This window comes from Sphingopyxis sp. (assembly GCF_036261875.1).
Classification (GTDB): Bacteria; Pseudomonadota; Alphaproteobacteria; order Sphingomonadales; family Sphingomonadaceae; genus Sphingopyxis.
This window is the reverse complement of the sequence record NZ_DATAJZ010000013.1, coordinates 115,872-141,020: the sequence shown is the minus strand read 5'-3', so window position 1 is coordinate 141,020 and position 25,149 is coordinate 115,872. Positions and strand designations below refer to the sequence as shown.

At 66.6% G+C, this 25,149-nt stretch carries 18 protein-coding genes; 7 read left to right on the top strand and 11 right to left on the bottom strand.

Annotated elements, in window-relative coordinates:
• Positions 1-10 precede the first annotated feature (10 nt).
• The 6 genes from VHO04_RS07550 to VHO04_RS07525 all read left to right on the top strand — a co-directional run bounded on the left by VHO04_RS07550 (position 11) and on the right by VHO04_RS07525 (position 7,098).
• Positions 11-2,299, top strand: coding sequence for a xanthine dehydrogenase family protein molybdopterin-binding subunit (locus tag VHO04_RS07550; RefSeq protein WP_329627746.1), 2,289 nt, complete (start codon positions 11-13; stop codon positions 2,297-2,299).
• A complete protein-coding gene (gene hemH / locus VHO04_RS07545; RefSeq protein ID WP_329627745.1) occupies positions 2,299-3,261 on the top strand; it encodes a ferrochelatase in 963 nt (320 codons plus the stop codon). The genes VHO04_RS07550 and hemH overlap by 1 nt, the downstream gene beginning before the upstream one ends.
• A gap of 212 nt (positions 3,262-3,473) precedes the next feature.
• Positions 3,474-5,105, top strand: a complete 1,632-nt coding sequence (locus tag VHO04_RS07540) for a DUF1963 domain-containing protein (RefSeq protein ID WP_329627744.1) — start codon at positions 3,474-3,476, stop codon at positions 5,103-5,105.
• Positions 5,106-5,197: 92 nt separating this feature from the next.
• A complete protein-coding gene (phbB, locus tag VHO04_RS07535) occupies positions 5,198-5,920 on the top strand; it encodes an acetoacetyl-CoA reductase (RefSeq protein ID WP_329627743.1) in 723 nt (240 codons plus the stop codon).
• 312 nt (positions 5,921-6,232) lie between these two features.
• Positions 6,233-6,478 (top strand): ribbon-helix-helix domain-containing protein, encoded by a 246-nt coding sequence (locus VHO04_RS07530; RefSeq protein WP_329627742.1) that lies wholly within the window; start codon positions 6,233-6,235, stop codon positions 6,476-6,478.
• Positions 6,475-7,098 (top strand): class I SAM-dependent methyltransferase, encoded by a 624-nt coding sequence (locus VHO04_RS07525; RefSeq protein WP_329627741.1) that lies wholly within the window; start codon positions 6,475-6,477, stop codon positions 7,096-7,098. The genes VHO04_RS07530 and VHO04_RS07525 overlap by 4 nt, the downstream gene beginning before the upstream one ends.
• Here VHO04_RS07525 and VHO04_RS07520 read toward each other — a convergent pair.
• From VHO04_RS07520 to VHO04_RS07505, 4 genes are all read right to left on the bottom strand, one after another.
• Positions 7,073-7,960 (bottom strand): hypothetical protein, encoded by an 888-nt coding sequence (locus tag VHO04_RS07520; RefSeq protein ID WP_329627740.1) that lies wholly within the window; start codon positions 7,958-7,960, stop codon positions 7,073-7,075. The genes VHO04_RS07525 and VHO04_RS07520 overlap by 26 nt on opposite strands.
• Before the next feature lie 98 nt (positions 7,961-8,058).
• Entirely contained in the window at positions 8,059-12,774 is a 4,716-nt protein-coding gene (locus VHO04_RS07515; RefSeq protein ID WP_329627739.1) for an NAD-glutamate dehydrogenase, read from the bottom strand.
• 455 nt (positions 12,775-13,229) lie between these two features.
• A complete protein-coding gene (locus VHO04_RS07510; protein WP_329627738.1) occupies positions 13,230-14,564 on the bottom strand; it encodes a hypothetical protein in 1,335 nt (444 codons plus the stop codon).
• Positions 14,565-14,705: 141 nt separating this feature from the next.
• Positions 14,706-16,835, bottom strand: coding sequence for a TcfC E-set like domain-containing protein (locus VHO04_RS07505; RefSeq protein WP_329627737.1), 2,130 nt, complete (start codon positions 16,833-16,835; stop codon positions 14,706-14,708).
• On the opposite strand from VHO04_RS07505, the gene VHO04_RS07500 reads away from it, so the two are divergent.
• Complete coding sequence (locus tag VHO04_RS07500; protein ID WP_329627736.1) at positions 16,761-17,534, top strand: hypothetical protein; 774 nt, start codon at positions 16,761-16,763, stop codon at positions 17,532-17,534. The two genes, VHO04_RS07505 and VHO04_RS07500, sit on opposite strands and share 75 nt — an antisense overlap.
• Positions 17,535-17,702: 168 nt before the next feature.
• Here the strand turns inward: VHO04_RS07500 and VHO04_RS07495 are convergent, their stop codons facing one another.
• The 7 genes from VHO04_RS07495 to VHO04_RS07465 all read right to left on the bottom strand — a co-directional run bounded on the left by VHO04_RS07495 (position 17,703) and on the right by VHO04_RS07465 (position 25,068).
• Positions 17,703-18,146, bottom strand: coding sequence for a hypothetical protein (locus tag VHO04_RS07495; protein ID WP_329627735.1), 444 nt, complete (start codon positions 18,144-18,146; stop codon positions 17,703-17,705).
• 85 nt (positions 18,147-18,231) lie between these two features.
• The gene (locus VHO04_RS07490) at positions 18,232-18,798 is read right to left on the bottom strand and encodes a hypothetical protein (RefSeq protein WP_329627734.1); all 567 of its coding nucleotides are present in this window, start codon (positions 18,796-18,798) and stop codon (positions 18,232-18,234) included.
• Positions 18,795-19,802 carry a hypothetical protein gene (locus VHO04_RS07485; RefSeq protein ID WP_329627733.1) on the bottom strand — a complete coding sequence of 336 codons (1,008 nt, stop codon included), beginning with the start codon at positions 19,800-19,802 and terminating at the stop codon, positions 18,795-18,797. The genes VHO04_RS07490 and VHO04_RS07485 overlap by 4 nt, the downstream gene beginning before the upstream one ends.
• 381 nt (positions 19,803-20,183) lie before the next feature.
• Positions 20,184-20,603, bottom strand: a complete 420-nt coding sequence (locus tag VHO04_RS07480) for a hypothetical protein (protein ID WP_329627732.1) — start codon at positions 20,601-20,603, stop codon at positions 20,184-20,186.
• 165 nt (positions 20,604-20,768) lie between these two features.
• Entirely contained in the window at positions 20,769-21,149 is a 381-nt protein-coding gene (locus tag VHO04_RS07475; RefSeq protein WP_329627731.1) for an OsmC family protein, read from the bottom strand.
• An 89-nt stretch (positions 21,150-21,238) separates the two neighbouring features.
• Positions 21,239-22,537, bottom strand: coding sequence for a sugar MFS transporter (locus VHO04_RS07470; RefSeq protein ID WP_329627730.1), 1,299 nt, complete (start codon positions 22,535-22,537; stop codon positions 21,239-21,241).
• A 62-nt stretch (positions 22,538-22,599) separates the two neighbouring features.
• Positions 22,600-25,068, bottom strand: coding sequence for a glycoside hydrolase family 3 protein (locus VHO04_RS07465; RefSeq protein WP_329627729.1), 2,469 nt, complete (start codon positions 25,066-25,068; stop codon positions 22,600-22,602).
• Positions 25,069-25,149 lie beyond the last annotated feature (81 nt).

Genomic DNA, 25,149 nt, shown 5'->3' with positions numbered 1-25,149 from the left:
AGCGTGGGCAATGACGGGCATCAGGGACAAGGTGGGGCAAAGCGGCACGCGGCTGCCGCATGTCAGTCGCCGCCAGCTTCTCGTCGGCGCGACCGCCGCGGGCGGGCTGGCGCTGGCGTGGACCTTCTGGCCGCGCGACTATGAGCCCAATCTCACCGCGGCGCGCGGCGAGCATGTCTTCAACGCTTTCCTCAAGATCGGCGAGGACGGCCATATCGCGATGGTCGTCCCGCAATGCGAGATGGGCCAGGGCGTCACCACGCTGCTGCCGCAGATCATGGCCGACGAGCTCGGCGCTGACTGGCGGACGATCGCGGTCGAGACCGCACCGATCAATCCGCTCTACACCAACACTTTGGTCGTCGACGAGGACAGCGCGGTCTTTACCCCACGCCGCCTCGTCCCCGATTTCGTCTCCGACGTGCGCGGCTGGGCGCGGCGCGAGTGGGCGGTGCGCCACGCGGTGATGCTGACCGCGAACAGTTCGTCGGTGCGGATGTTCGAGGGGCCGTGCCGCGACGCCGCGGCGCAGGCGCGCGCGCTGCTGATGATGGCGGCGGCGCGGCGCTGGGACGCCGACTGGCAGCAATGCGATACCGAGGGCGGCTTCGTCACCTTCGGCAAGAAGAAGCTGCGGTTCGGCGACGTCGCCGCCGCCGCCGCGCTGCTCGAACCGCCCGCCGAACCCGTCTATCGCGCCAGCAGCGGCGACCCGCTTTACGGCAAGGAACTGACGCGACTCGACCTGCCGTCGAAGGTCGACGGGTCGGCCAATTATGCCGGCGACATCCGCCTGCCCGACATGGTCTTCGCCGCGATCCGGCAGGGACCGCTCGGTGCGACGCGGCTCAAGAGCATCGACCGCAAGGCGGGGATGACATCGCCCGGCCTGCTCCACATTGTCGAGCACGACCGCTGGTTCGCGACCGTCGCGCGCAACTGGTGGGCGGCGAACCGCGCGCTCGACCATTTCGCGCCGGTGTTCGAGACCGCCGGAACGCCCATCTCCTCGGACCGCATCGACAAGGTGCTGGCGGCCGCGCTCAAGGCCGACGGCTATCGCATCGCAAAGACCGGCGACGTCGCCGAGGCGATGGAGGGGCGGACGAAGGTCTCGGCGCATTATGCCGTCGCCCCCGCGCTCCACGCGCCGATCGAGACGCGCACCGCGACCGCCGCCCCCGATCGCGGGCGGCTACGCGTCTGGGTCGCGACGCAGGCCCCCGCCCAGTGCCGCGACGCGATCGCGGCGGCGACCGGCCTGTCGCCATCCGACGTCACCCTCTTTCCGATGATGGCGGGGGGCTCGTTCGACGCCTGCCTCGATCACAGCGTCGCGGTGCAGGCGGCGATCATCGCATTGCAGATCAAACGTCCGGTCCAACTCGCCTGGTCGCGCGCCGAGGAGATCATGCGCGATATCCCGCGCGCGCCGGCGCGCGCCAAGATGATCGCGACACTCAACGCCGCGGGCGGGATCGATGCGCTGGTCGCGCGCATCGCGGTGCCGCCGACCAATCACGAGGTCCGCGCCCGCCTGTTCGACAACACCCCCGCCGACGTCGCCCAGCGCGATGCTGCGGGCGCGCCCGACGCGGTCGCGGTCGAGGGGCTGGCGAACGCCTATGACATCCGGCATTTCGCGGTCGATCATTGCCCGGCCGACATCGGGCTGCCGACCGCGCGCTGGCGCGGCAATGCCGACAGCTACACCGCCTTCTTCACCGAATGCTTCATCGACGAGATGGCGGCGCGCGCGGGGTCGGACGCGCTCTCCTATCGCATGGCGATGCTCGGCAAATCGCCTTTGCTCGCGCGCTGCCTGCTCACCGCAACCAGCCTCGCGGGGTGGGAGGGCGGCCTGTCGGGCACCGCGCAGGGCCTCGCCTGCCACTCGATGCGCGGCAGCCATATCGCCCTGGTCGCGACCGCGCGGCCGAGCGAGCGCGGGCTGCAGGTCGAACAGTTCGTCGCGGTCGTCGATGCGGGGCGGCTGGTGAACCCCGCGATCGCGCGCCAGCAGGTCGAGGGCGGGCTGGTCTTCGGCCTCGCCGCCGCCGTCGGCGCGACGACCGATTATGAGGGCGGCCTCGCGACCGCGCGCAAGTTCGGCCAGCTCGGCCTGCCCCACCTCGCGCAAATCCCCGAGATTTTGATCGAATTCGTCGACAGCGACCGCGATCCCGGCGGGCTCGGCGAAATCGGCGTTCCCGCGGTCGCGCCCGCGATCGCCAATGCGATGTTCGCCGCGACCGGCCATCGCATCCGCCGCCTGCCGCTGTCCGCGCAGCCGCTCTGATGTCCACCATCGGCGTCCTGCTCGTCAATCTCGGCACCCCCGATGCGCCGACGCCCGCGTCGGTGCGCCGCTATCTCGCCGAATTCCTGTCCGACCGCCGCGTCGTCGAGATTCCGGCGCTGCTGTGGCAGCCGATCCTGCGCGGCGCCATCCTGCCGACGCGGCCGCGCAAATCGGCCGAGGCCTATGCGCAGGTCTGGACCGACGAAGGCTCGCCGCTCGCCGCGATCACCCGCCGCCAGACGGCAGCCCTGCAAGCGGCGCTCGGCGCGCATGTCCAGGTCGCTTATGCGATGCGCTATGGCGAGCCCGCGATCGGCGCGGCGATCGACGCGCTGATGGCCTCGGGATGCCGCCGCATCCTGATCGCGCCGCTCTATCCCCAATATTGCGCCGCGACGACCGCCACCGCCGTCGATGCCGTCGCCGCGCATCTCGGGGCGATGCGCGAGCAGCCCACGCTGCGCTTCCTACCGCCCTATCCCGCCGATCCCGCCTATATCGGCGCGCTCGCAGCGTCGGTCGAGGCGGGGCTCGCCGCGCTCGATTTCGTCCCCGACACGCTGGTCGCAAGCTTTCACGGGATGCCCGAACGGACGCGTGCGCTCGGCGACCCCTATCACGACCAGTGCGTCCTGACCGCGCGTCTGCTCGCCGAGGCGCTCGGCCGCCCGGTCGAGGTCGCGTTCCAGTCGCGCTTCGGCCGCGCCAAATGGCTGGAGCCCGCGACCGACGCGACGCTCGCGCGGCTCGGCCGCGAGGGCCGCAGCGTCGCCATTCTCGCCCCCGGCTTCGCCGCCGACTGCCTCGAAACGCTCGAGGAACTGGCGATTCGCGGCAAGGCGGGGTTCGAGGCGGCGGGCGGGCGGCGTTTCGCCTATATCCCCTGCCTGAACGACAGCGCGGCGGGGGTGGCGATGCTCGAAACGCTCGTCCGTCGCGAACTCGCCGGGTGGCTCTGAGCTTGATCAGCCCTGAAGGAACGTCATCCCGGCGAAGGCCGGGATCTCACCGTTTCGGCCTGACGCACCGGCGAGATCCCGGCCTTCGCCGGGATGACGAGAAGGGGAAACGGCTAAGGGTTCGCGCTTACCTCCTTTTTAACTCCTTATATTAGACTGGCCCTCGGCGGCGGCGGGTCTGGCCGGTGTCGCGTTTTGCAAAAGGGCGAGTCATGAGCGATCTCGATCGGGCGGCATGGATATTGGCCGGCCTCACGGCAGTCTTCCTGCTCTTCCTGTTTGCGGCGTGGCGGTCGTACCGTCGACGCCCGGCACCCGCTGCACCGAAAATCCCGAAGATCGCGCGCGAACCGGGCGAAAGCCGCTTTTCGGGCTTCGCGCGCAAGAAGGAGCCCGCGGTCGAGCCCATCGAAATCGCGCCGTCGCGCCTCGCGCGGGTCAGCCGCGCCGCGGTCGAACGGCCGATCGAACCCATGCCGTTCGACGACCCCGATCCGATCGCCAGGCAGTCCACCGAGGCCGAGCCGGAATCGGCGGATGACATCGCCGATCTGCGCCGCCTCCCCGATCTTGCGCCCTCTTCGCCGGCCGAAGACCAGCTTCCCGAAACACCCGCGATCGACGAAGCGGCGCTCGAAGCGCTCGCGGCCGAGGTCGAACGGCAGGCGCATGGCGCCGATCCGGTCCCGGCCGCAACGCGCGGCGTCCGGCTGATGCCGCAGATTCCGCCGCGCGACGCGATCCTGCGCAAAAGCTGGATGGGCGGCCGCCCGCGCCTTCCCGCCATGACGTCCTGGCCGGTGATCGACGGCCGCGAGGGCGACTTCATCGCGCAGATCGCCTGCGCCGACCTGCCGCCGATGCTGTGGGACGGGCTCGGCCCGCGCACCGGCTGGCTCGCCTTCTTCACCCATCCCGACAGCGGCGCGGTGACCGCGCTGCATCTGACCGAAGAGGGCGCGCCGCGCGACCCGTCCCACGCCGTGGGACCCGCCTATTTTCATGCCTTTGGAATGAAGGACGCCGACATGGCCGCGTTGGTCGTTCGGGCCTTGCCCGAATGGCCGGTCGATATGATCCCCGAAGCCGCCGGAGCGCGCGATGCCGAAGCGGCGATGTTGCTCGCGGCGGACTATGATATCGCCGACCCCGCCTTTCATCCGTTCGACTGGCCCTCGATGCTGGCGATGGCCGAAATGCTCGAAAGCCGCGTCCTCACGCTGCCCACCGACGGCACGCCGCCCGCGGATGCCAATGACGAACTGGCGCAGGCGATCGAGGATGCCGCCGAGGCCAATCGCGACGCCGCCGAACGCACCGCGGAGATCGTCGCGATCATCCGCGAAAGCGCCGCCGCCGATGCCGGTTTTCTGCCCAGCGACGCGACCGCGGTGATGGCGGCGCTCCACGCGATCCGCTGGACGCAGGTCGCGGCGCATCCCGACCCCGAAAGCGGCGAGGATGAAGTCGAAACGCTGACCCTGCCGCTGACACGACGCCGCCCCGACGGCGACCTGTGGGTCGATGCCTATCGCGCCCTGCTGTTCGATCAGATCCGGCACGCCTATTGCGCGAATCCCGACCGGCTCTCCGCCCCGGCGCGCGGTTTTTTCGAGCCTTTGTGGGCGGCCATGGCGGCGGACGGGATTGGCCTGATGGCCGATCGCCCGTCGCGCGCGATGGCGGGCTTCGACGAAGAACGCGACGCGGTGATGCTCGAACTGCCGCCGGGTGGCCTCCTCGGCCTCGCCCATCCGAACGGCGCGTCGCTCGTCATCGCGATCCGCAAGGCCGATCTGGCGATGGGCGATTTTTCGCGGATGCGGGTGCTGGGGAACGATTAACCGCCTCTCTCCCTTGACGTTCCGGTCAACTTGCGGCGCGCGAATCCGCGTCTTAAGCAAGGAGCAGAACCGCTTTTGGGAGAGCATCGAACATGGCACGAATCGCAGTCGTCACGGGTGGCAGTCGCGGAATCGGGGAGGCGATCAGCCTCGCGCTGAAGGAAGCCGGCGTGACCGTCGTCGCCAACTATGCCGGCAACGACGAAAAAGCGCGCGCCTTCACCGAACGCACCGGCATCGCGGCGCGCAAATGGGACGTCGGCGACCACCAGGCGTGCATCGACAATTGCGAGGCGATCGCGGCCGAATTCGGCCCCATCGACATCGTCGTCAACAACGCCGGCATCACCCGCGACGGCACCCTCGCCCGCATGAGCTACGACGACTGGCACGATGTCATGCGCGTCAACCTCGGCGGCTGTTTCAATATGGCGAAGGCGACCTTTGGCGGCATGGTCGAGCGCGGCTGGGGCCGTATCGTCAACATCGGCTCGATCAACGGCCAGGCGGGACAATATGGCCAGGTCAATTACGCCGCCGCCAAATCGGGCATCCACGGCTTCACCAAGGCGCTGGCGCAGGAAGGCGCCAAGAAGGGCGTGACGGTCAACGCGATCGCGCCCGGCTATATCGACACCGACATGGTCGCCGCGGTGCCGGCGCCGGTGCTCGAAAAGATCGTCGCGAAGATCCCGGTCGGGCGGCTGGGCCAGGCCGAAGAAATCGCGCGCGGCGTGGCCTTCCTGTGCAGCGAGAATGCGGGCTTCGTCACCGGATCGACGATGAGCATCAACGGCGGGCAGCATATGTATTGACGGCGGCAGGCGCGTAACGAAGGCGTTCGCAAAGCGAACGATAAGTCAGAGGATGATCGTCTTCGATTGAAACCCGTGTTCCCCCGCGAAGGAGCATCGGGTCGGATCGTCCCCCGGACGATCCTTGACCATGCGGGGCATGGTCAACCCGATACTGGTCCATCTCCGGCCGGTGCAAGATGGAACCGGCCGGAGATGGGTCCCCGCCTTCGCGGGGACACAGTTGTTTTACGCAAGGTCGATCGCACCCAAGGCGCAGCGCCTGTTCGACAGCCTCTCGACTTGGCGCGATGCGAACGGCAGATAAGGGGGATGGATGCCCCCGCCCCCCTCCACCCGCCCGTCAAACGTTCGGTCACCATCGCCGGTCATCCGACCTCGATCAGCCTCGAACCGATGTTCTGGGAGGCTCTGGAAGACGAAGCGCGGCGTCAGGCCTTGCCGGTCAACGCGCTGGTCGCGCGGATCGACGTCGAGCGGATGGAGGCGGACGATCCGCCGAACCTGACCTCGGCGATCCGGCAATGGCTGTGGCGGCAGCGAGGGGCGGAGGAATGAGCCGGCCTTCGGACAGCACCAGCTTCGATCCGACCACATTGGCCTTCTATACGAAAGAGGCGCCCGATTATGTCGCAAGCGGCCCCGGCGGCGTCAGCCGATGGCTCGCCTCCTTCCTCGACCGCTTGTCCGCGGGTTCGCGCATTCTCGAACTGGGTTGCGGCAGCGGCCGCGACGCCGAAGCGATGATCGCGGCGGGGCACGATGTCGATGCGACCGACGGCACCCCCGAAATGGCCGCGCTCGCCAGCACGCGCCTCGGCCGCACCGTGCGCGTTATGCGCTTCGACGAATTGGATGCACACGAAGACTATGATGCCGTCCGGGCCCATGCCAGCCTGCTGCACGTTCCCTTTCCCGCGCTGCCCGGCATATTGACGCGTGTGTTCTGCGCGCTCAGGCCCGGTGGCACCCATTCCGCGACTTACAAGGGCGGCGGGACCGCCGGGCGCGATGCGGCGGGACGCTATTTCAATTATCCCGACGCCGGGTCTCTCCGCGCAGCCTATGGCGCGGCGGCGCCGTGGCGGATCGACGCGATCGAGGACTATATCGGCGGTGGCTATGATGGCCGACAGGGGCCTTGGCTGGCGATCAGCGCGCGGCGGCCAGACCAGTGACCGCACCCGCCACCGCCCGCCCGAACGCCGCGCCCTTGTCGGGGGCGTGGTGCAGGAACAGCGAGGGTTCGATCAGCTCGAGTTCGATGATGTGGAGCTGGCCCGCGGCATCGCCGACCATGTCGACGCGCGCATAGACCGGAGCGTCGGGCGCCGCGGCGAGCGCGGCAGCGGCAAGATCGCGGGCGGCGGGGGTGGCGTCCCATGTCGTCTCGCGCCCGCCGAACTGTTCCTGGACGCGAAAGTCGCCCGAGGCGGCGCGCTTGACGATCGCATGGCTGAACCGGCCGTCGAAGAAGAAGAGCGACATTTCGCCGTCGGTCAGGATTCCCGGCATCAGCGGCTGGACGAGGCGGCGGCGGCCGCGCGCATCCGCCGGTACCACCGCACCGGGCGCGAGACGATGGGTGCCGTCGGCGCCGCCCGAGATGGCGGGCTTGATCACCACCTCTTCGGCGCCGAGCGCGGCGCGCGCTTCGGCAAGGCCCGCGTCGTCCAGCGCCGCAATCTCGACCGTGGGCACCACCGCGACGCCCTTTGCGCCGAGTTCGGCGAGATAGGCCTTGTCGCTGTTCCAGCGCAGCACCGGCACCGGGTTCGCGACCGGCAAGCCCTCGGCCTCCAGCCGATCGAGCAGGCCGTACCAGGCGGCGACGTCGCGCTGATAGCCCCAGGCGAAGAGCGGCAGGATCAGGTCGAAGCCCCCAAGATCGCCGGGATCGGTCCACGGGCGCTGCTCGACGGCCAGCCCGGCGGCGGTCAGCGCCGCCGCCTTGCGCGCGAAGGCGGGCTGCCATCTTTCGTTGTAATCGGGCACCGGGACGAGGATCGCGACGCGCGGCTGGTAGGGCATCGACTTCATTGACTTTCTTTCATTCGTCATTGCGAGCGAAGCGAAGCAATCCAGGGCGGTTTACGCCACACTGGATTGCTTCGCTTCGCTCGCAATGACGAGATCGGCTACCGCCCCAGCAAGCCGCGCGCCTGCCCCGCGATGTGCGAGAGCATGGCGCCGTTCGGGTTGGGGATCGTCCGCGCGCGGTCGACCGTGGCGCGGAATTGCGCGACGCGCGGCGCATTGTCCGCGAGCCATTTGGTCACCGCCTTGTCGAGATCGCCCTTCGGCAGTCCGGCGAGGAAGCCGAGCCGCATCTGCTGGAAGTCGCGCGCAAGGCTGTTGACGAGCAGGCGTTCCCAAGGGTCGGCGGGGCTCATGTGCGCCGCCAGCGTCTGCGCCCAGTCGAGCCCGAGCGCTTCGCCCAGATGCGTGAAGGCGCTGGTCACCGCGACCTCGTCGTCGCCGCGCCGCGCGGCAAGGTCGACGATGCCGATCGCGCCGTCGGTCTTGAACAGCCGCACCACCGCCGCGGTCAGCGCCTCGGGTGCGCCGGCGTCGAGCAGTTGCTGCGCGAGCATGTCCCACTGGCCGCGAACCGACGCGCTGAGCAGCGTGTCGACGGTCGCGGTCAGGCGATCGACGCCGGGTTCGAGACGCGCGACGATCGGCCCCGGCTGCGCCAGCGCCGGGCTGACGCGGAGCAGGTCGGCCATCTGCGAGGTCATCGCCGACGCCGCCTGGCTGAACAGCGACAGGCGGATGCTCTCGTCGATCTTCGCACTGTCGAGCGCGCTCCACAGATCCTTCATGTCGAGCAGCCGCTCGACCGCCACGAAGGCCGCGGCGACCTCGCCGAGCGAACAGCCTTCCTCCTCGACCAGCTCGAAAGGATGGACGACGCCCATGCGGTTGATCATCCGGTTCGCGAGCTTGGTCGCGATGATCTCCCGCCGCAACTGATGCTCGGCAATCGCGGTCGCGAAATCGCGCTGCATCTCCGCCGGGAAGGCGGCGGCAAGGTCGCCGGCGAGCGCCGGATCGTTCGGCAGCTCGCTGGCCTCGATCGCGTCCTGCAGCGCGAGCTTCGCGGTCGACAGCAGCACCGCGAGTTCGGGCCGCGTCAGCCCGCGCCCTTCCTGTGCACGGCGCAGCAGTTCGTCGTTCGCCGCCAGCCCCTCGACCTTGCGGTCGAGCCGGCCCGACGCCTCGAACGTCTCCATGATCCGCACCAGCGACGGCACCGCCGCCGACCCGCCCTTTTCGGCGATCGACAGCGCGAGCGCCTGCAGCCGATTGTCCTCGAGCACCAGCGCCGCGACATCGTCGGTCATGCGGACGAGCAGCGCGTCGCGGTCGTCCTGCGCCAGGCGGCCCTCGATCATCTCGCGATTGAGGGCGATCTTGATGTTGACCTCGTTATCCGAGCAGTCGACGCCCGCGCTATTGTCGACGAAGTCGGCGTTGAGCCGCCCGCCCTTCGCCGCGAAGGCGATGCGCGCGGCCTGCGTCACGCCCAGATTGGCGCCCTCGCCGATGACGCGGACGCGCAGATCCTCGGCATCGACGCGCAGCGCGTCGTTGGCGGGGTCGCCGACCTCGGCATTATTCTGGCTCGCCGCCTTCAGATAGGTGCCGATGCCGCCGAACCACAAGAGGTCGACCGGCGCCTTGAGGATCGCCGAGATCAGCGCCGTCGGCTCGATCTCGGCCTGCGACAGGCCAAGCACCGCCTGCACCTCGGGACTGAGCGGGATGCTCTTCTGGCTGCGCGCGAAGACGCCGCCGCCCTTCGAGATCAGCTTCTTGTCATAATCGTCCCAGCTCGACCGCGGCAGCTTGAACAGCCGGTCGCGTTCCTTCCAGCTCTTCGCCGCATCGGGAGCGGGGTCGAGGAAGATGTGGCGGTGGTCGAACGCCGCGACGAGCTGGATCGACTTCGACAGCAGCATGCCGTTGCCGAAGACGTCGCCCGACATGTCGCCGCAGCCGACGACCTGCACCGGGTCGGCCTGCACGTCGATGCCCATCTCGGCGAAGTGCCGCTGGACCGAAATCCACGCCCCCTTGGCGGTGATGCCCATCGCCTTGTGGTCATAGCCGTGCGAGCCGCCGCTCGCGAACGCGTCGCCGAGCCAGAAGTCGCGCTCCATCGCCAGCGCATTGGCAACGTCGGAGAAGGTCGCGGTGCCCTTGTCGGCAGCGACGACGAAATAGGGATCGTCACCGTCGCGGATCACGACATTCTTCGGATGCACGACCTTGCCGCCGACCAGATTGTCGGTGACCGACAAGAGCGAGCGGATGAAGATGCGATAGCATTCGGTGCCCTCGGCGAACCAGGCATCGCGGTCCTCGGCCGGGCTGGGCAACGCCTTGGGATAGAAGCCGCCCTTCGCTCCGGTCGGCACGATGACGGCGTTCTTGACGCGCTGCGCCTTCATCAGCCCGAGGATTTCGGTGCGGAAGTCGTCGCGGCGGTCGGACCAGCGCAGCCCGCCACGCGCGACCGGACCGGCCCGCAGATGCACGCCCTCGACGCGCGGGCTGTAGACCCAGATCTCGCGCCACGGCAGCGGCTTCGGCAGGCCGGGAACCTGGCTCGAATCGATCTTGAACGCCAGCGCCTCGGCGGCGGCGGGCGCGAAGGCGTTGGTGCGCAGCGTCGCGCCGATCACCGCGTGGAACAGCCGCAGGATGCGGTCGTCGTCGATCGATGCGATGTCGGCGAAATCGGCGAGGATTTCGGCGCCCAGCGCCTCGGCGCGCGCGGCATCCTTCGCCTTGGGATCGTGGAGCGCGCGGAAGCGCTCGACGAGCGCCGCGGTCAGCTTCGGCGCGTGGCGCAGCGCCGCGACCACCGTGTCAAGGCCATAGGACGAGCCACCCTGGCGCAGATAGCGGAACCAGGCGCGCAGCCAGACGATCGCCTGCGGATCGGTCTGCGTCACGAGCACGAGCTGGTTGAAGGCGTCATTCTCGGCCTGGCCGTCGAGCACCGCGGCGATCGCCTTTTCGATCGTCTCGACATGCGGCAGCAGCGCGGTCTCGTCGACCGACGCGGGCAGGCGCAGCGAGAAATCGTGGATGAAGGTCGGCTGTTCGGCCGCCTCGTCGTCGGCACCGCGGACGTGAAGCTCGGTCGGGATTTCCTCGAGCACCTCGAAACCGAAATGTTCGAGCGCCGGAACGACGTCGGACAGCGCGAGCGGACCCGCCGCGCTATAGACCTTCAGCCGCAGGCGATCGTCGCCGTCGAGGCTCTTCTTCGCGAGGCGGACGCTGCGCGGATGCTCGGCGTCGAGGTCGCGCAGCCGCAGGATGTCGCGCGCCGCTTCCTCGGGATTATAGAGGTTGCGGTAATTGGCGGGGAAGAGCGGGGCGAAGCGCGCGGCGAGCGCCGCGGCGCGGCCCGCGTCGCCGCGAAGCGCAAGCGCCGCCTCGACCTCGGGCTGCCAGCCGCGCACCATCTGTTCGAGCTGGGTGCCGAGCGCGTCGGCGTCGGGCACCACGCCGTCGCCGCGCAGGTCGAGCGTGAAGCGGAGCAGCGCGGCGCCGCCATCCTCCAGCACCATCGTCCAGCCGATCACCCCGGCCTTCGCTTCGCGCACCAGCAGCGATTCGACCGCGAGGCGGCGGCCCGTCGACACTTCGTCGCGCGGCAGCCACACGAAAGCGAAGAGGTGACGGCCGAGCGCGCTGCGGACCATCACGATCTTCGGCCGCGGGCGGTCGGTGATCGACATCGAGGTCAGCACCAGTTCCTCGAGCGAGGCGCTGTCGAACGCGATGAGCAGATCGTGCGGCAGCGCGGTGAGCGCGTGGGCGAGCGCCTTGCCCGCATGGCCCGTCGGATCGAAACCGAACTTCGTCATCAGCGCGTCGAGCTGCGCGCGCAGCACCGGCACCTTCGCGGGCGGGGTCGACAGCGCGGCGCTGGTCCACAGCCCCGCATGGATCGACAGCCGCTCGGCCTTCTTCCCCTGATATTCGGGAACGACGACGAGATCGAGCAGCACGCGGCGGTGGACCGCCGACAAGCGGTTCGACTTGAGGAGAAGCGGCGACGCGCCGCCGCGGTCGAAATAGTCGAAAGCGGCCTTGAGCGCGTTCGGCGAGAGAAGCTGGCCCGCGCTGCTCGTCGAAATGCCCAGCGCGTCGTGGACGGCGCCGTCGCGGGTGCGCCATTCGTGGCCGAGCTGCGTCATCGCCCCGCCCTCGAACCAGCGCAGCAGTTCGGCGGCTTCGCCGTCGGCGCGCATCGCGGCATCGGCGAGCATCGCGGCGCGCATCGCCTTCCAGTCGGCGACCGCGGCGCGCACGTCGGCGAGCGAGGCTTCGAGCGCGTCGAGCAGGCGGCGGCGCGCGCGCGCATCGCCGCGCTCCAGCTCCATATAGATGACCGATTCGCGGCGGCTGCCGGCCTTGCCGGCGTCGGCGCCGGTCAGCCGGCCCTTCGCGTCGCGCTCGACCGAGACGACGGGATGGAGGATACGGTGGATCGCCAGCCCCTGCGAACTCACGATCTGCGAGGTCGAATCGACGAGGAACGGCATGTCGTCGTTGACGACCACCAGCCGCATACGCCGGTCGGGACCGTCGCCCGCCATCGGTTCGAGAAGCAGCGACGGCTTGCCCTCGCCGCGTTCGAGCGACGCGCGCGCGGCGAAATCGCCCGCGGTCGCGAGCATCTTCGCATCGAGGTCATCGCCCTCGCCCGGCAGCGCGCTGCCCGCAAGCGCGGCCTGATAGGCCTTGGAGATTTGGGGGGCGATCTTAACAGCGGCGGGCGCCGCCGAAGAGGACTCGGCGTCGGCGGATTCGGTCAATTTGGAAGACATAGGGTTGCAGCATCCCGAACGAAAAGAGGCGGGTCGCTGCCGGGGGATGGCAATGACCCTTTCGCATCCGCTCCTATGCGCCTGCGGCGCGCACGGCTCAACCCCTTGGCAAGGTCCACGCAAAATAATTTCAACTTTCGGATTTCCTGTTGCGCAGCAGCAAATTGGGTCGGGCCGCGCTTCGTTTCTTCGAGAAAACTTGTCGATCACGCGGCGGCTTCGGGATGCCGGAACGGCTCCAGAGTCAGAAACTGTTAAGTCCTGATCCGCCCGCCTCTTCCTTCGTCATTCCCGCGAAAGCGGGAATCCAGCTTCTCTTCGTGCCTTTGTGCCTTTGTGCCTTTGTGCGAGATTTATTGGACTCGCACGAAGGCACAAAGGCACGAAGAAGAAGAAATGGAGAATAGCGGGCTTCCTGCTTTCACAGGAATGGCGGGAAGTTATCGAGCTTGGCCCTATATGCCGCTGATCGGGACCGCCTTCTTCGCGAGCCGCGCGACCAGCGCGGCATCGTCCGCCGCCTTGGCGACGATGCCGATATGGCCGCCGGGCATCGCGCGCGCGATCAGCACGACGAATTCGGCCTCGCCCGCGTCATGTTCGAGGATCAGCGCCGGATGGGCGCCGCGCAGCGCCTCCAGCTTCGCATCCGCGTCGGCCCGGTCCGGCGCATCCGTCTTGCGGCGCGCGCGCGCATCCTTGACGAGGCCCTTGAGGCCGCCGGGATAGCGGTCGAGATAGGCCGCCAGCGCCCCCGCGCCGACCCCTTCTTCCTTCGCGTGGCCGAGCGCACAGGCATATTCGGCCAGCCGCGTCTTGTCGTAGCCGGCGCCGAAGACGAGCTTGACGACCGGCGTCATCGACGCGCGCTCCTGCGCCGCGATACCGGCGTCGGCGAGCAGTTCGGCGAAAGCGTCGGGCTGTGCCTCGGCCGCGAGCGCGAAATCCCACGCCTTGCCGACCGCCTGATAGAGGGCGGAGCGGCTGCGGCTGTCGGCGGCAAGCGCGCGCTCGGCGGTTTCGCGCGCCAGCGCCAGCCAATCGGCGAGCTCGGCGTCGGCGCCCGGAAGCGCGTCTGCGGCATCATCCTCGTCGAGGGTCCCGACCTCCGGCATCGCGCCCTCGTCGGCGAACGCGGCGAAGCCCGGCGCGGCGTCGGCTTCGTCCTCGATATGTCCGGAATCGGGGCCGTCCGCCCATACCGGCACCGGCGCGGTGAGCGGCGCGGCGCTGCGCAGCGCCTGCTCGACCGAGAGCTGCAGCTCCTCGGCCTGATCGGCGGGCGCGGCTTCCTTCCAGTTGATCACGCCCATGATGAAATCGATCGTGTCGTCGTCGGACGAAAAGGGCAGCAGGATGCCGCGGTACATGATCGTCACGCCGCGATCGCTCACGAACTCGGCCTCGAAGCCGATCGGCGCGCGGTTGGCGATGATCTGAAGATAATGGTCGGTCAGCCGCGACAGCAGCGAGCGGCCGGGAATCTGGTTGATGTAGTGAACCTCGTCGTCGATCGCGGATTCGGCGCGCAGCCGGTCGCCGATATAGGACAGGCCCGGATTTTCCATTCCCGCGGTGAAGTCGAGCAGGACCGCATAGGGTCCGAAATCGGCGCTATCGAGATCGAGATCCTCGACCGAAGGATAAGCGCGGTCGGCCAGCAGCGACGCCCAATGATTATAGGCCCTGACCTGCATCCGCCGTTCGTCGACCCCGACCACGGGCGGCGCGTCGATGGCACCCTCGTCCTGATCGTGGCTGCCCGAAAGCAGTCCGCGCAAGCTGTCCATCACATGTCCCCAGTCGCAAACATCGGGCATGTCATGCACCGGGAGTGGTAAAGGCGGCGTAAACGATGGCTTGAGGGGCGGCTCTTTCAGCGGTCAAGCCCAGGAGGCATATAAACGATGTCGGCTCTCGGGGGTCCAACCCTAACCGCGCATGCTGCCTGTTGGCTCGTCCGGACAATTCATGCCCGAATCGCGGCAGATCCTCTCCAGCCGTCTGAAGGACTTCATCACCGCATCGGCGCTATTGCCCGTCAGCAGCGGTCCTCGCGCGTTCAGCAGCGCAGTAAGGTCGAGGCGCACATCAGCTTCCGCCACCGGTGCCGGATCGAAACCATCAGGAAGCAGATTGACCGGATAACCACGAGGCTCCGCCATGGCGAGCGCGTGCTTCGCCTCACCGTTCAAACGCAGATCGATATCGGCTTCGGCCTGCGGCTTGGATTCGCCATCATCGGCTGCATCGGCCGGGACGGGAGCAACCGGAGCGGCAGCGACAGGAACGGGCGAAGCGGGAATGGGGACGGCGACGTCACACCGGATATCCCCGATCTTCAAATAGTCCTGATGGCCGCCGGACGGCATGGCTTTGAGCACCTCGCCCATCGCAATCGTGTGGCAGACCTTGTCCGACTTGTCGAACAGCTCAATCCGGTCGTCGCTGCTCGCGGAGTATACGAAATAGCCGTTGTCGTCGGTAACCGTCGTGTCGCCTTTACCCGACACGCGCGCGCCGCCGATCGGTTGGCCGGCCTGGTCGAGCAAGCGGCCGAAAATCGCGACAACGCGCGTCATCGTATATTTCACCAGCGCGACGTTGCCCGGATAGAGAGGGACACGGCGGGTAGAAAGATCGACCGAATATGGCGGCGATCCTTCGGGCTGAAGTCCGACCCGATAGTCGCGGAACGATTGCGCGACCAAAGTCGCCGCCTTGCCGGGCGCAACCGATCCGATGAACTGGTTGCCGAGCAGGATGCGATAGCGTCCCTCGTCGCGCAGATCGGTCTCGCGATCACTTTCGGGACGTTCGACGTCGATCAGCAATGCGGCGTCGCCGCCAGGCTGGCGAATTCCGAAACGAACCTTGCCGCCGCCGATCACGATGCCGGAGAACAGATTGCCACTGACGCCAAATTCGCCGGGCGAATTCGATCCGCGGCGGTTTTCATAATCGGCGGTAATATCGAGCGCGCCATAGTTCGATACCGCGGTCGACGAGACATAGGCGCGGTTGCGCTCTGAGTCGGTGCTGATACCCGCCTGACTGGTGAGATCAACAGTGCCAAGCCGATCCTGACGCGACAGCTGGACATTGGCGACCGGATAGGCACCCTCGCGTTTCGGGGCGACATCGCTTTTCGACCGATATTCGCCGCCGCCGCCATAGGTCAGCACGGTCTTGCGATCGAGCCGCTTGAGGAACGTCACCGTCAAGCCGACACGCAAGTCGTCATTTGCCTTTTGAGCATAGGCAGCAAGCCGCGCAAGACCCATCGACCCGATATTCAGACTGCGCGAATAGCGCGCGCTCAGGATATAACGATCGCGAAAGCCCGGCGTGCTGGTATAGGAGCCGCTAAACGAAAGATTGCCGCTACCGATGTCGAAGCTGACCCCGCCCTGCACCGTGTCTTCGGACCGGAAGAAGGGCCGGAATTCGTCGTCCTGCGGTCCGATGAAATCATCCTTGAGCCGCGCATGGCGGCCGATCAGGCTGATGTTGAAGCGTCCGATCTGGGCGATCGAATTGAGCTGGAAGGAATAGGCTCCGTCGGTGCCGAGCGCGGCGGCCGCGACTCCCTTGACATTGCCCAGATAGGCAATCGCTGACCCTTCGGCATAGACGCTGTCGTCGACCGCCAGAATCTCCCCGCCTAACCCGATCCCCGGCGTGACCCGGCGCGTCGCCGACAGCGAGACGAGCGGTTCGTTCGTCACATGAGGGAAAAAAGGTCGCCTGCTACCCAACGTCGAACCCGGCAAAGGCGTGAAAACATCGAAATCGCTGACCCGCACGCCGGCGCGAATCCGATATGCCCATTCGCCCTCGGGTGGCAGGTCGGTCGTCTTGGTATAGAGCCGATTTTCGTCGAGAAGAATCTGATCGCCGTCGCGCGCGATAATATGAACCTGATAGGAACCCGACGGGAAATTACTGGTACTGATCTGCTGCAGCCCGCCCTCCAGCCGCGCAGCGTGAATCAGCACATCGTCGCGATAAACCTCGACCTGCGCGGCGCGCGGCAGGATGATTTCGAGCGGCGTCTGCAACCCGTCCGCCAGATCGCGGCGTGCCCCGAAAAAACTGCCATATTCGGCGCCGACCATGCGATAGGTGTTGAACGAGATCGACGAATTCTGTTGCAGAAATCCGGCCGCAGCCGACCGTTTCTGCCAGAAATGCTGGAAATAGGCGCGTTGGAGATTCGAGCCATCGTCCCGCAGCAGGGTCTGCGCGACGAAGGAGGTCCGGCCGATACTGGCGAGCGTGTCGAGCGTTGCGCCGAAATTGAGGTTGCCGCCGCCATTCTCGCCGCCGCTGAACGACACCAGCGCGGTCTGGATCAGCGATGGGCCGCTGATCGGATCCGAAAGATAGAGATCGTCTTCGGACGGCTCGAGAAAAAAGTCGGAAGTCAGAAACAGATCGAGGGAAAAGCGTTCGGGATTGACGATCACGCCCGCCTGATCGGGCGGCAAAGTGCCGCAATCGGCAGTACGTCCCGGCAGGCAGCGAAGCCGTTCGTTCGTCGGCAGCGGCGACGAAAGGAGCGCGATCACCTTTTGACGATCGATCCGGCTGGGCAGCATGCTTGCGACAACGTCCGGATTCAGGAAGGTCGCCTGGCCGTTCGCGACGCGGACGGGCGCAGTGCCAACAAGGCGCCCGGCGAAATAAATGTCGAAAACGGTCTCGACCGTTTCGTCGATATCCTCGAAACCCGGTGGCACATTCTGCGCGACCGTTAGCGCGATCTGGCGCGGCGGCGGCGATTTTTCGGCTTCCTGCGCCTCGACATGGAACGACAGCAGCGCAACCGCCAGCGCGACAAGACTGATGCTTCCGCGAACAGCGAAGCAAGGTGCCCTCGCGGAGCGATCATGCATGGGCCTGGTCACCGGCGTCTTCTATCGAGTCTAGAGAGGACGAACAGCGAGGGAAATCTGGTCGAAATAATTGCCCGCGGGCTGCGACATCAATGTCGTTGCGGGAACATATATCTCGATCGATGCCAAGGTGCCCGACAGACAATCCTCAGCGCCCGAGACCGAAGTCCCCGAAAAGACGATCTGGCTCGGTCCCGAAACGCTCCTGCTCTGCGCAAAACCCGCCGCATCTGCGAAGCGCACCTCGATTGCGGAATCGCCCGGCGTCTTTCCGAACAAGGCGCCCGGCATCGTGACATCAAGCGAATAGCGCCCGGTCGAACTGGCGACGCACAATTGCTTGCGCATCGTGACCGCGCCGTCCCCATACCAGTCAGCCGCCATCGAAGCGCCCGACAGAATTTTCAGCGAGGCCGAGGCCTCGTCGGCCGAAGCCGGCATCGCAATCGCTACCGACGCCAAAAGGAGCGTCATTGGAAACGCAAACTTCGGCATCCGGATATCCCCCCAAAAGAAAAAGAGAAAGAAGGGCGCCGCGGACGGCGCCCTTCGATCCCGATCAGATGACCGAAACCGTCACGGTGACGGTGTCGGTGTAGGTGCCGGCCTGCGCCGCGATCAGGGCCGAATCGTTGACGCCGAACTTGATCGTCGCATTATCGCCTTCGACCGAGCAGTCGAGCGTGGTGCGGCGGCCATTGCCGTCGCCGTTCGACAGATAGCTGGTGGTCGAACCGTTGAAGCGATAGCTCTTGAACTGGTTCGTATTGTCCGACGTCCACATATAATAGGGCAGCGGGGCCGGACCGCTCAGCGCGAACGGAGCGCCGCTGCCGGCCGTGCCCGTAACCGCCATCGAATAGGCGCCATCGGCACCATCGTTCGAATAGACGCAGAAATGATCGGTCGCGTCTTCACGGCTGTGATAGGGCTCGGTGAGCATCGCCGGGGTGACGTCGATCGTCAGATCGTTGAGACCCGAAACGCGCACCATCTTCGGGATGTTGACGTTGAGCTGCAGGTCGCCCGTGCTCGACGTCGTCGAAAGCGCGCCATCGGTCGCGGCGAAAGCCGGCGCCGACATGGCAAGAACGGCCGTGGCCGCCGCAAAAGCAAGCTTCTTCATTTAAACTCTCCATTCGCAGTTTGGGTAAGTGAATTAGCCGGAGCATTTTGCGACCCCCCCGGCGCGGGTTCCAAGCTTGCTCCCACGCAATACTTGGAATTACTGGCCCCCTCGCCGTCCGCTGCGTCGCAGCGGATCGTGATGGGCGCTAAATCCTGCGACGCCGAATCGCGTCGATTGAATCGAAGTTCTTCGCCGACCGCAGCGGGAAGCCGCCAGCTGTTGCCGGCGTAAAGGCGCTTGCCGGACAGTCCGACGCAGCCGTCGGGCCCGAAATCGCGCTCGGGCTTCGGCGGCGCTTCACCGTCAGTTTCCTTCGCCTGCTCCGCCTGACGCGCATATTCCTGCTCGTCCTGCGCGACGATGAAATCCTGCGTCGCCTGGCTCAGCGCTTTCCCCGCTGCGGGGCAAATCTTCCCGTCGAGCAGCAACACATTGCTGTTGCCGGCGCTCGTCAGGTCCAGGAAATTGCCGTCGCGGTGCACGACCAGCGTCGCATCGCCCTTTTCGGGACGCACCGTCACCAATACGTCAAAGGCCGCGAGCAACTTGATCGCCAGCCCCCGCGAGTCGGGCGCTGCCGATGCCGCGCCAAGCTCGCCGATCTGCGGCGTGACATTGACGCGATAGACGCGGTCTTTGGACAGTCCCTGATTCAGGGATACGATCCGGATCGCGCGCATCTGTCCCGGTTCGAGGATCATGCGTCCCGGCGTGACAAGCAATCCAAGTTCCTCGGGATTGCTTCCCGGCTCGCGCGTTTCCTGGGCGGTACCGGGATTAACAATTTCCGAAGTCGCGACAGTGATGTAATATTTATCTTTGCTCTCGTTGCGAACCACGAGATCGGAGCGACGAACGCTGCCGCCCCCCATATCGACCCACAGCCGATCGATCGCAAGCTGCGCCGAAGCAGGCGTGGCAAGCGCAAAGCCGCACAGCACAGCGCCAGCTCGCCAGACCAATTTCAAACGCTTTCCCAATCCCCATCCCCCACGAATCATGTGATTCGGTCCTGATTTAACAAAATGTTATCTTCTGGCGGCGAGCAAGTCCAACGGACAAAACGCCGGGCGGCAAAAGCCACACGGCGCCCGGGACGAGAGTCCGAGAAAAATCATTTTATTACAGGGTATTGTCTTTTTCACGCCTCCCCGGCGCCGATGCGCCGGGATGCATGGTGTCCCTCAACGAAACAAGGATTTATCAGAAGTTAAGTAACATGTCGGGGGTCACCGTTACAGCCGTCACATATCAACAATAATGATTTTTTTCCGTGACTTATCTTGGGGCATAACCTGCGCGCTTTACGCGGAAAATCGACCGCAGGATACGCATCCTCGGCCCATAACATTCTTCGATATCAATATTTTATCCGAGAATCCCTAAAGCGCCGAAATGGTAAAGACATTCACACCTGCCTGAAGTCCGGCAAGGCCATAATGCTCGCTTTCGAGGCCACCGTCATTGGCAGATTGGAGGAGCGACGCGCAGCTTCCCTGCCCCGACAGGCTGACCAGAACCTCCGCGCCTTCGCGATGAAACAGGCTCAGCGTCGGCTTTGCACCCTGATCGTTGACCTTTATCATAAGGCCTTCATTGGCGTCCGCGATCGTCCACAGACCGACCGCACCGGCATTGGCGGCGCGGATGGCCGGCCCGAGTGGGGGGATGATGACAGTGAAGGTCACTGAGCCCGACGAACTATTCGACGACAAGTCGCCCGACGCGGCATTCGCCGGGACCGCGATGGCCGCGAGAGCGACGAAAAAAGGGGCAGCGATTTTCACAACCGAACGACGCATGGCAAATCTCCTGAGTCGGAGAGATATCCCACGAGTCCTAAAAATTGCGTGAAGAGGGCGGAACGCTGCCATATCCCGTTGGGAACAGACCTCCATATCTGCTGCGCTTCACCGACACGAGCTTGCCGGGACGCCCGATCGGTCGATTTCGTACCGCGAAGGGAATTACCCCAGCCGCGTGTCGATCGGCAGGCCGTTCTTCAGCGTCAGCGTCACCGGGGTGCGTTCGGCGATATCGGCAAGGCGGGCTTTCTGTTCCTCGTCGAGCCCGGCGATGGTCAGCGTTCGCGCGATGCGGCGGTCCTCGACGCCGTGGAGGCGAAGGCCGACCTCGAGCGTTTCGAGCGGCCAGCCCTTGCGGTCGGCATACATGCGCAGCGTGATCGCGGTGCAGGCGCCGAGGCTGGCTAGGAGCAGGTCGTAAGGCGCAAAGCCCGCACCCTGCCCGCCGAGCGCCGGCGGTTCGTCGGCGACGAGTGGGCGGCCGCCGACCTCGATCTCGGTGCGATAGCGGTCCTTGCCGATGCGTGCGATGCCCTGGGCCATGACCTTGCTCCTGCCGTGCGCGCGGACAGTGCGCGCCCGTCAGCCATGCCCCGCCCGGGCAGGCGGCGCAAGCGGAGGCCGCAGGATCGTCAGGCCGCCGCGCGGCGCGCCGCCCACAGCCCGAAACTCGCGATGATCGCGTAGCAGATCAGCGGCACCACGAGCGCGAGCCGAATGTTGCCGCCGATATCCGCCACCGTTCCGAACAGATAGGGGACGATCGCGCCGCCGACGATCGCGGTGCACATGATGCCCGATCCCTGCGGCGTCTGCTCGCCCAGCCCCTCGGTCCCCAGGCTGAAGATCGTCGGAAACATCAGCGAATTGCACAAACCGACGAGAATCAGCGCCCAGCCCGACACCGTGCCGGTCGTCACGGCCGACAGGATGATCAGCGAAATTGCCCCGGCGGCAAAGATTGCGAGCACGCGCCCGGGCTTCGCCAGCCGCAGGATGAAGCCGCCGAGCAGCCGTCCGACCAATGCCCCCAGCCAATAGATCGCGACCAGCTTGCCCGCGGCCTGAAGGTCCAGCCCCATGACGCTCGGTTCGCCGAGATAGGCGATGAGGTTCGAGCCGATCGCCACTTCGGCGCCGACATAGGTGAAGAGGCACAGCGCGCCGAACTGGACGCGGCGATTGTGGGCGAGCAGGCCCCAGGTGCCATCGAGCTTCACGTCTTCGGCCTTGGCGCGATCGAGCGCCGAGCGAAACATCCAGAACAGCGCCGCAATCACCAGCATCAACAGGCCGAGCCACATATAGGCGGTGCCGATCGACGCCCCCTCGGCGACGCGATACGCCTGGATCTGCGCTTCGCTCGCGGTCTCGGCGTCGAGCGGCTGCGAATCGCCGAGCAGGAAGGTGGCGCCGCCATAGACCATCAGGAACACGCCGATCGAATTGAACGCCTGCGCAAAGGTCAGGCGGCTGTGCGAGGTTTCGACCGGCCCCAGCGTCGTGATCACCGGATTCATCGCTACCTGCAGCACCGTGATCCCGGCGCCGATGCAGAAAAGCGCGGCGAGGAAGCCGGGGTAGGATGCCGCGGCCGACGCCGGAATGAACAGAAAGGCCGCCGCCGCGACGATCGCGAAGCCGAGCACGAAGGTGCGGATATAGCCGAGCTTCGACATGATGATACCGGCGGGGATCGAGAAGGCGGCATAGGCGATGAAGAAGGCCATCTGCACCAGATTCGCCTGCGCGTGCGTCAGGTGGAACATCGGCTTGAACTTGCCGACCAGCAGGTCGTTGATGTTCGTCACTCCGCCGAGCAGGAAGAACACCGCAAAGGCGAGGATCAGCACGACCCGCGTGCTGCCGCCGCTCTGGCCTGCCTCCGGATTCGGATCGGTGCTCGTCGCGACGTTCGGCGCCAATGCCATGATCTTCTCCCCTGATATCTCCGGACCGGCGGCGCGGCCCTTTTTACGGTCAGCTTTTCCTGTTAGCCGTGCGCTGCGGGTGGACAAGCCAGATTTTCACCCACCGCCTCGACATTCGTATTCACCAGCGTCACCGCCAGCCCCTTGTCGCCGCTAATCGTCACCGGCGAATCGACATGCGCCAGATCGGCGCCCGCGTCGGCGAAGCAGCGCAGCGGAACCTTGATCGTCGCCACCTTGCCCGCGGGTGCCGCCGCGACGAGCGCGGTCAGATCGAAGGCCTTGCCGCCGAACGCCAGCGTCGCCGGACCCGCCGCATCGATCCGCCAGTCGATCCTGAGCGCGAAGCTGTTGTTCAGTTGCCGCGTCATGTCGGCGGGCGGCCCCGCGAGGCGGAAGGAGGCCGGGCCCGTCCAGACGAAGCTCTTGCCATCCTCCTGCGCCGCGACGTCGACCGAGCGCGCGCTGAGCAGGCCGTAACTGCTGTCCACCGGCGCCGATTCGACCTGCCGCGAGCCGCCGGCGTCGACGATCGAGAGCAGCCACGGCGCGCGGGCGCGACCGCCCGAGAAGAAATTGGCGACATTGAGCATCGCCGCGATATCGACCCCGAGTTTTTCGGACAGCAGCGGCACGGTCTTTCGGTCGGCATAGGTCAGGCCATAGCCGACCGCGAACTGGGGCTTTTCGATCGGCGATCGCGCGTCGGCGGGCCAGGCGAAGGGCAGCGTGCCGGTGAAGTCGCGCGCCGCCTTGCCGTCGCGCTGCGCGACCAGCACGTCGGCGACGCCGGCGCCCTGCGACCCCGGCAGCCAGGCCGCGACGAAGGCGTCGGCGGCGTTGATCTCGGGATTGGTGAACAGCGGGCGTCCCGACAGGAAGACCGCAACGACCGGAATCCCCGCCGCCTTGAGCGTCTTCAGGACGGCAAGATCCTTCGCCTCGGCGGGCTGATAGTCGAGCGTCGGAACGTCGCCCTGGAACTCGGCATAGGGGCGCTCGCCGAAGACGACGACCGCGACGTCAGGCTTTTCCGCATAAGCGCCGTCCGCCGACAGCGTCGCGGTCCCGCCCGCGTCGCGCACCGCCTTGTCCAGCGCTTCCCAGATCGTCTGCCCGTTCGGGAAATCGGCGTGGGTGACGTCGGTGCCCTGCCAGCTGATCGTCCAGCCGCCCGCCTGCATCGCCATGTCGTCGGCACCGGGGCCGGTCACGAGCACGCGCGCGCCGGGCCGGATCGGCAGCACGCCGCCATTGTTCTTGAGGAGCACCAGCGATTTCGCGACCGCCTCGCGCGCGATCGCCAGATGGTCGGGGGCGCCGACCGCCGACACGTCGCCGCGGTCGACATGCTCGACGTCGAACAGGCCGAGCTTATACTTCACGCGCAGGATGCGCCGCACCGCATCGTCGAGCCGCGCCGCGGTGATGCGCCCGTCCTTCGCCTCGGCAAGCGTCGAGGCATAGAGGCCCTTCCAGCTGTCGGGCGCCATGACCATGTCGAGCCCCGCCATGATCGTCTGCGGGCAATCGGTGACGCTGCATCCCGCGACCTGGCCGTGGCCGTTCCAGTCGCCGACGACGAACCCCTGAAAGCCCATGCGGCCCTTGAGCGCGTCGGTGAGCAGCCCCTTGTTGCCGTGGTTCTTGACCCCGTTCCAGCTCGAAAAGCTGGCCATCACGGTCAGTGCGCCCGCGTCGATCGCCGCGGGATAGCCCTGCGCATGCTTCGCGATCAGCTCCTCTTCGCCGATCCGGGCGTCGCCCTGATCCTTGCCCTCGAAGGTGCCGCCGTCGGCGAGGAAATGCTTCGCGGTCGCGGCGACATGCGTGCCGTCGACCGAGCGTCCGGCGACGAGCGGTCCCTGCAACCCGAGCACCATCGCTGTCGCATAATCGGCGACGAGCTTCGGGTCGGACGCATAGCCTTCGTAGCTGCGCCCCCAGCGCAGGTCCTGCGGCACCGCGAGCGTCGGGGCGAAGGTCCATTCGATGCCGCTGCCCGCGATCTCGGCGGCGGTGACCTGTCCGATGCGCCGGATCAGTTCGGGATCGTGCGCGGCGCCGAGGCCGATATTATGCGGGAACAGCGTCGCGCCGGGGACATTGTTATGACCGTGAACGGCGTCGACGCCGAAGATGATCGGGATCGCGACGCCATTCGCCTGCGGCTGCAGCGACACGGCGCGAAATGCGCCGACCAGCTTCGCCCAATCCTCCGCGCTCGACCGCTCATTGCCATTGGGGCCGCTGTTGCCGCCGGCGAGGATCGAACCGAGCGGGTAGGTTTCGAGGTCTTTGGGGGTGATCGTGCTGATGTCGGCCTGGATGAGCTGGCCGACCTTCTGCTCGATCGTCATGCGCGCGAGCAGCGCGTCGATACGCGCTTCGGTCGCGGCATCGGTGATCGCGGCGGGGCTTTTCGCTTCCGGCCAACGATCGGGATGGACCGTCGCCGAACCCGGCGCGGGGCTGTCCGCCATCGCCATGCCGGCGCTTCCCGCCAGCAGCAGCGCCGTCGCCAGAGCCATCGCCTTCCGCATCGTCTCTCCCATCCTCGATATTTGTGAACGTTATCAATTTTCCTCTCGCACAGCCCCTGCGCGAAATCA

What these genes read in the sequence shown, in the direction of transcription:
- VHO04_RS07475 (WP_329627731.1), bottom strand. Translation starts at nt 21,149, where the DNA reads ATGGCCCAGGGCATCGCACGCATCGGCAAGGACCGCTATCGCACCGAG.
- phbB (WP_329627743.1), top strand. Translation starts at nt 5,198, where the DNA reads ATGGCACGAATCGCAGTCGTCACGGGTGGCAGTCGCGGAATCGGGGAG.
- VHO04_RS07480 (WP_329627732.1), bottom strand. Translation starts at nt 20,603, where the DNA reads ATGCGTCGTTCGGTTGTGAAAATCGCTGCCCCTTTTTTCGTCGCTCTC.
- VHO04_RS07485 (WP_329627733.1), bottom strand. Translation starts at nt 19,802, where the DNA reads ATGATTCGTGGGGGATGGGGATTGGGAAAGCGTTTGAAATTGGTCTGG.
- VHO04_RS07550 (WP_329627746.1), top strand. Translation starts at nt 11, where the DNA reads ATGACGGGCATCAGGGACAAGGTGGGGCAAAGCGGCACGCGGCTGCCG.
- VHO04_RS07495 (WP_329627735.1), bottom strand. Translation starts at nt 18,146, where the DNA reads ATGACGCTCCTTTTGGCGTCGGTAGCGATTGCGATGCCGGCTTCGGCC.
- VHO04_RS07520 (WP_329627740.1), bottom strand. Translation starts at nt 7,960, where the DNA reads ATGAAGTCGATGCCCTACCAGCCGCGCGTCGCGATCCTCGTCCCGGTG.
- VHO04_RS07525 (WP_329627741.1), top strand. Translation starts at nt 6,475, where the DNA reads ATGAGCCGGCCTTCGGACAGCACCAGCTTCGATCCGACCACATTGGCC.
- VHO04_RS07465 (WP_329627729.1), bottom strand. Translation starts at nt 25,068, where the DNA reads ATGGCTCTGGCGACGGCGCTGCTGCTGGCGGGAAGCGCCGGCATGGCG.
- VHO04_RS07470 (WP_329627730.1), bottom strand. Translation starts at nt 22,537, where the DNA reads ATGGCATTGGCGCCGAACGTCGCGACGAGCACCGATCCGAATCCGGAG.
- VHO04_RS07510 (WP_329627738.1), bottom strand. Translation starts at nt 14,564, where the DNA reads ATGGACAGCTTGCGCGGACTGCTTTCGGGCAGCCACGATCAGGACGAG.
- VHO04_RS07515 (WP_329627739.1), bottom strand. Translation starts at nt 12,774, where the DNA reads ATGTCTTCCAAATTGACCGAATCCGCCGACGCCGAGTCCTCTTCGGCG.
- VHO04_RS07540 (WP_329627744.1), top strand. Translation starts at nt 3,474, where the DNA reads ATGAGCGATCTCGATCGGGCGGCATGGATATTGGCCGGCCTCACGGCA.
- VHO04_RS07530 (WP_329627742.1), top strand. Translation starts at nt 6,233, where the DNA reads ATGGATGCCCCCGCCCCCCTCCACCCGCCCGTCAAACGTTCGGTCACC.
- hemH (WP_329627745.1), top strand. Translation starts at nt 2,299, where the DNA reads ATGTCCACCATCGGCGTCCTGCTCGTCAATCTCGGCACCCCCGATGCG.
- VHO04_RS07490 (WP_329627734.1), bottom strand. Translation starts at nt 18,798, where the DNA reads ATGAAGAAGCTTGCTTTTGCGGCGGCCACGGCCGTTCTTGCCATGTCG.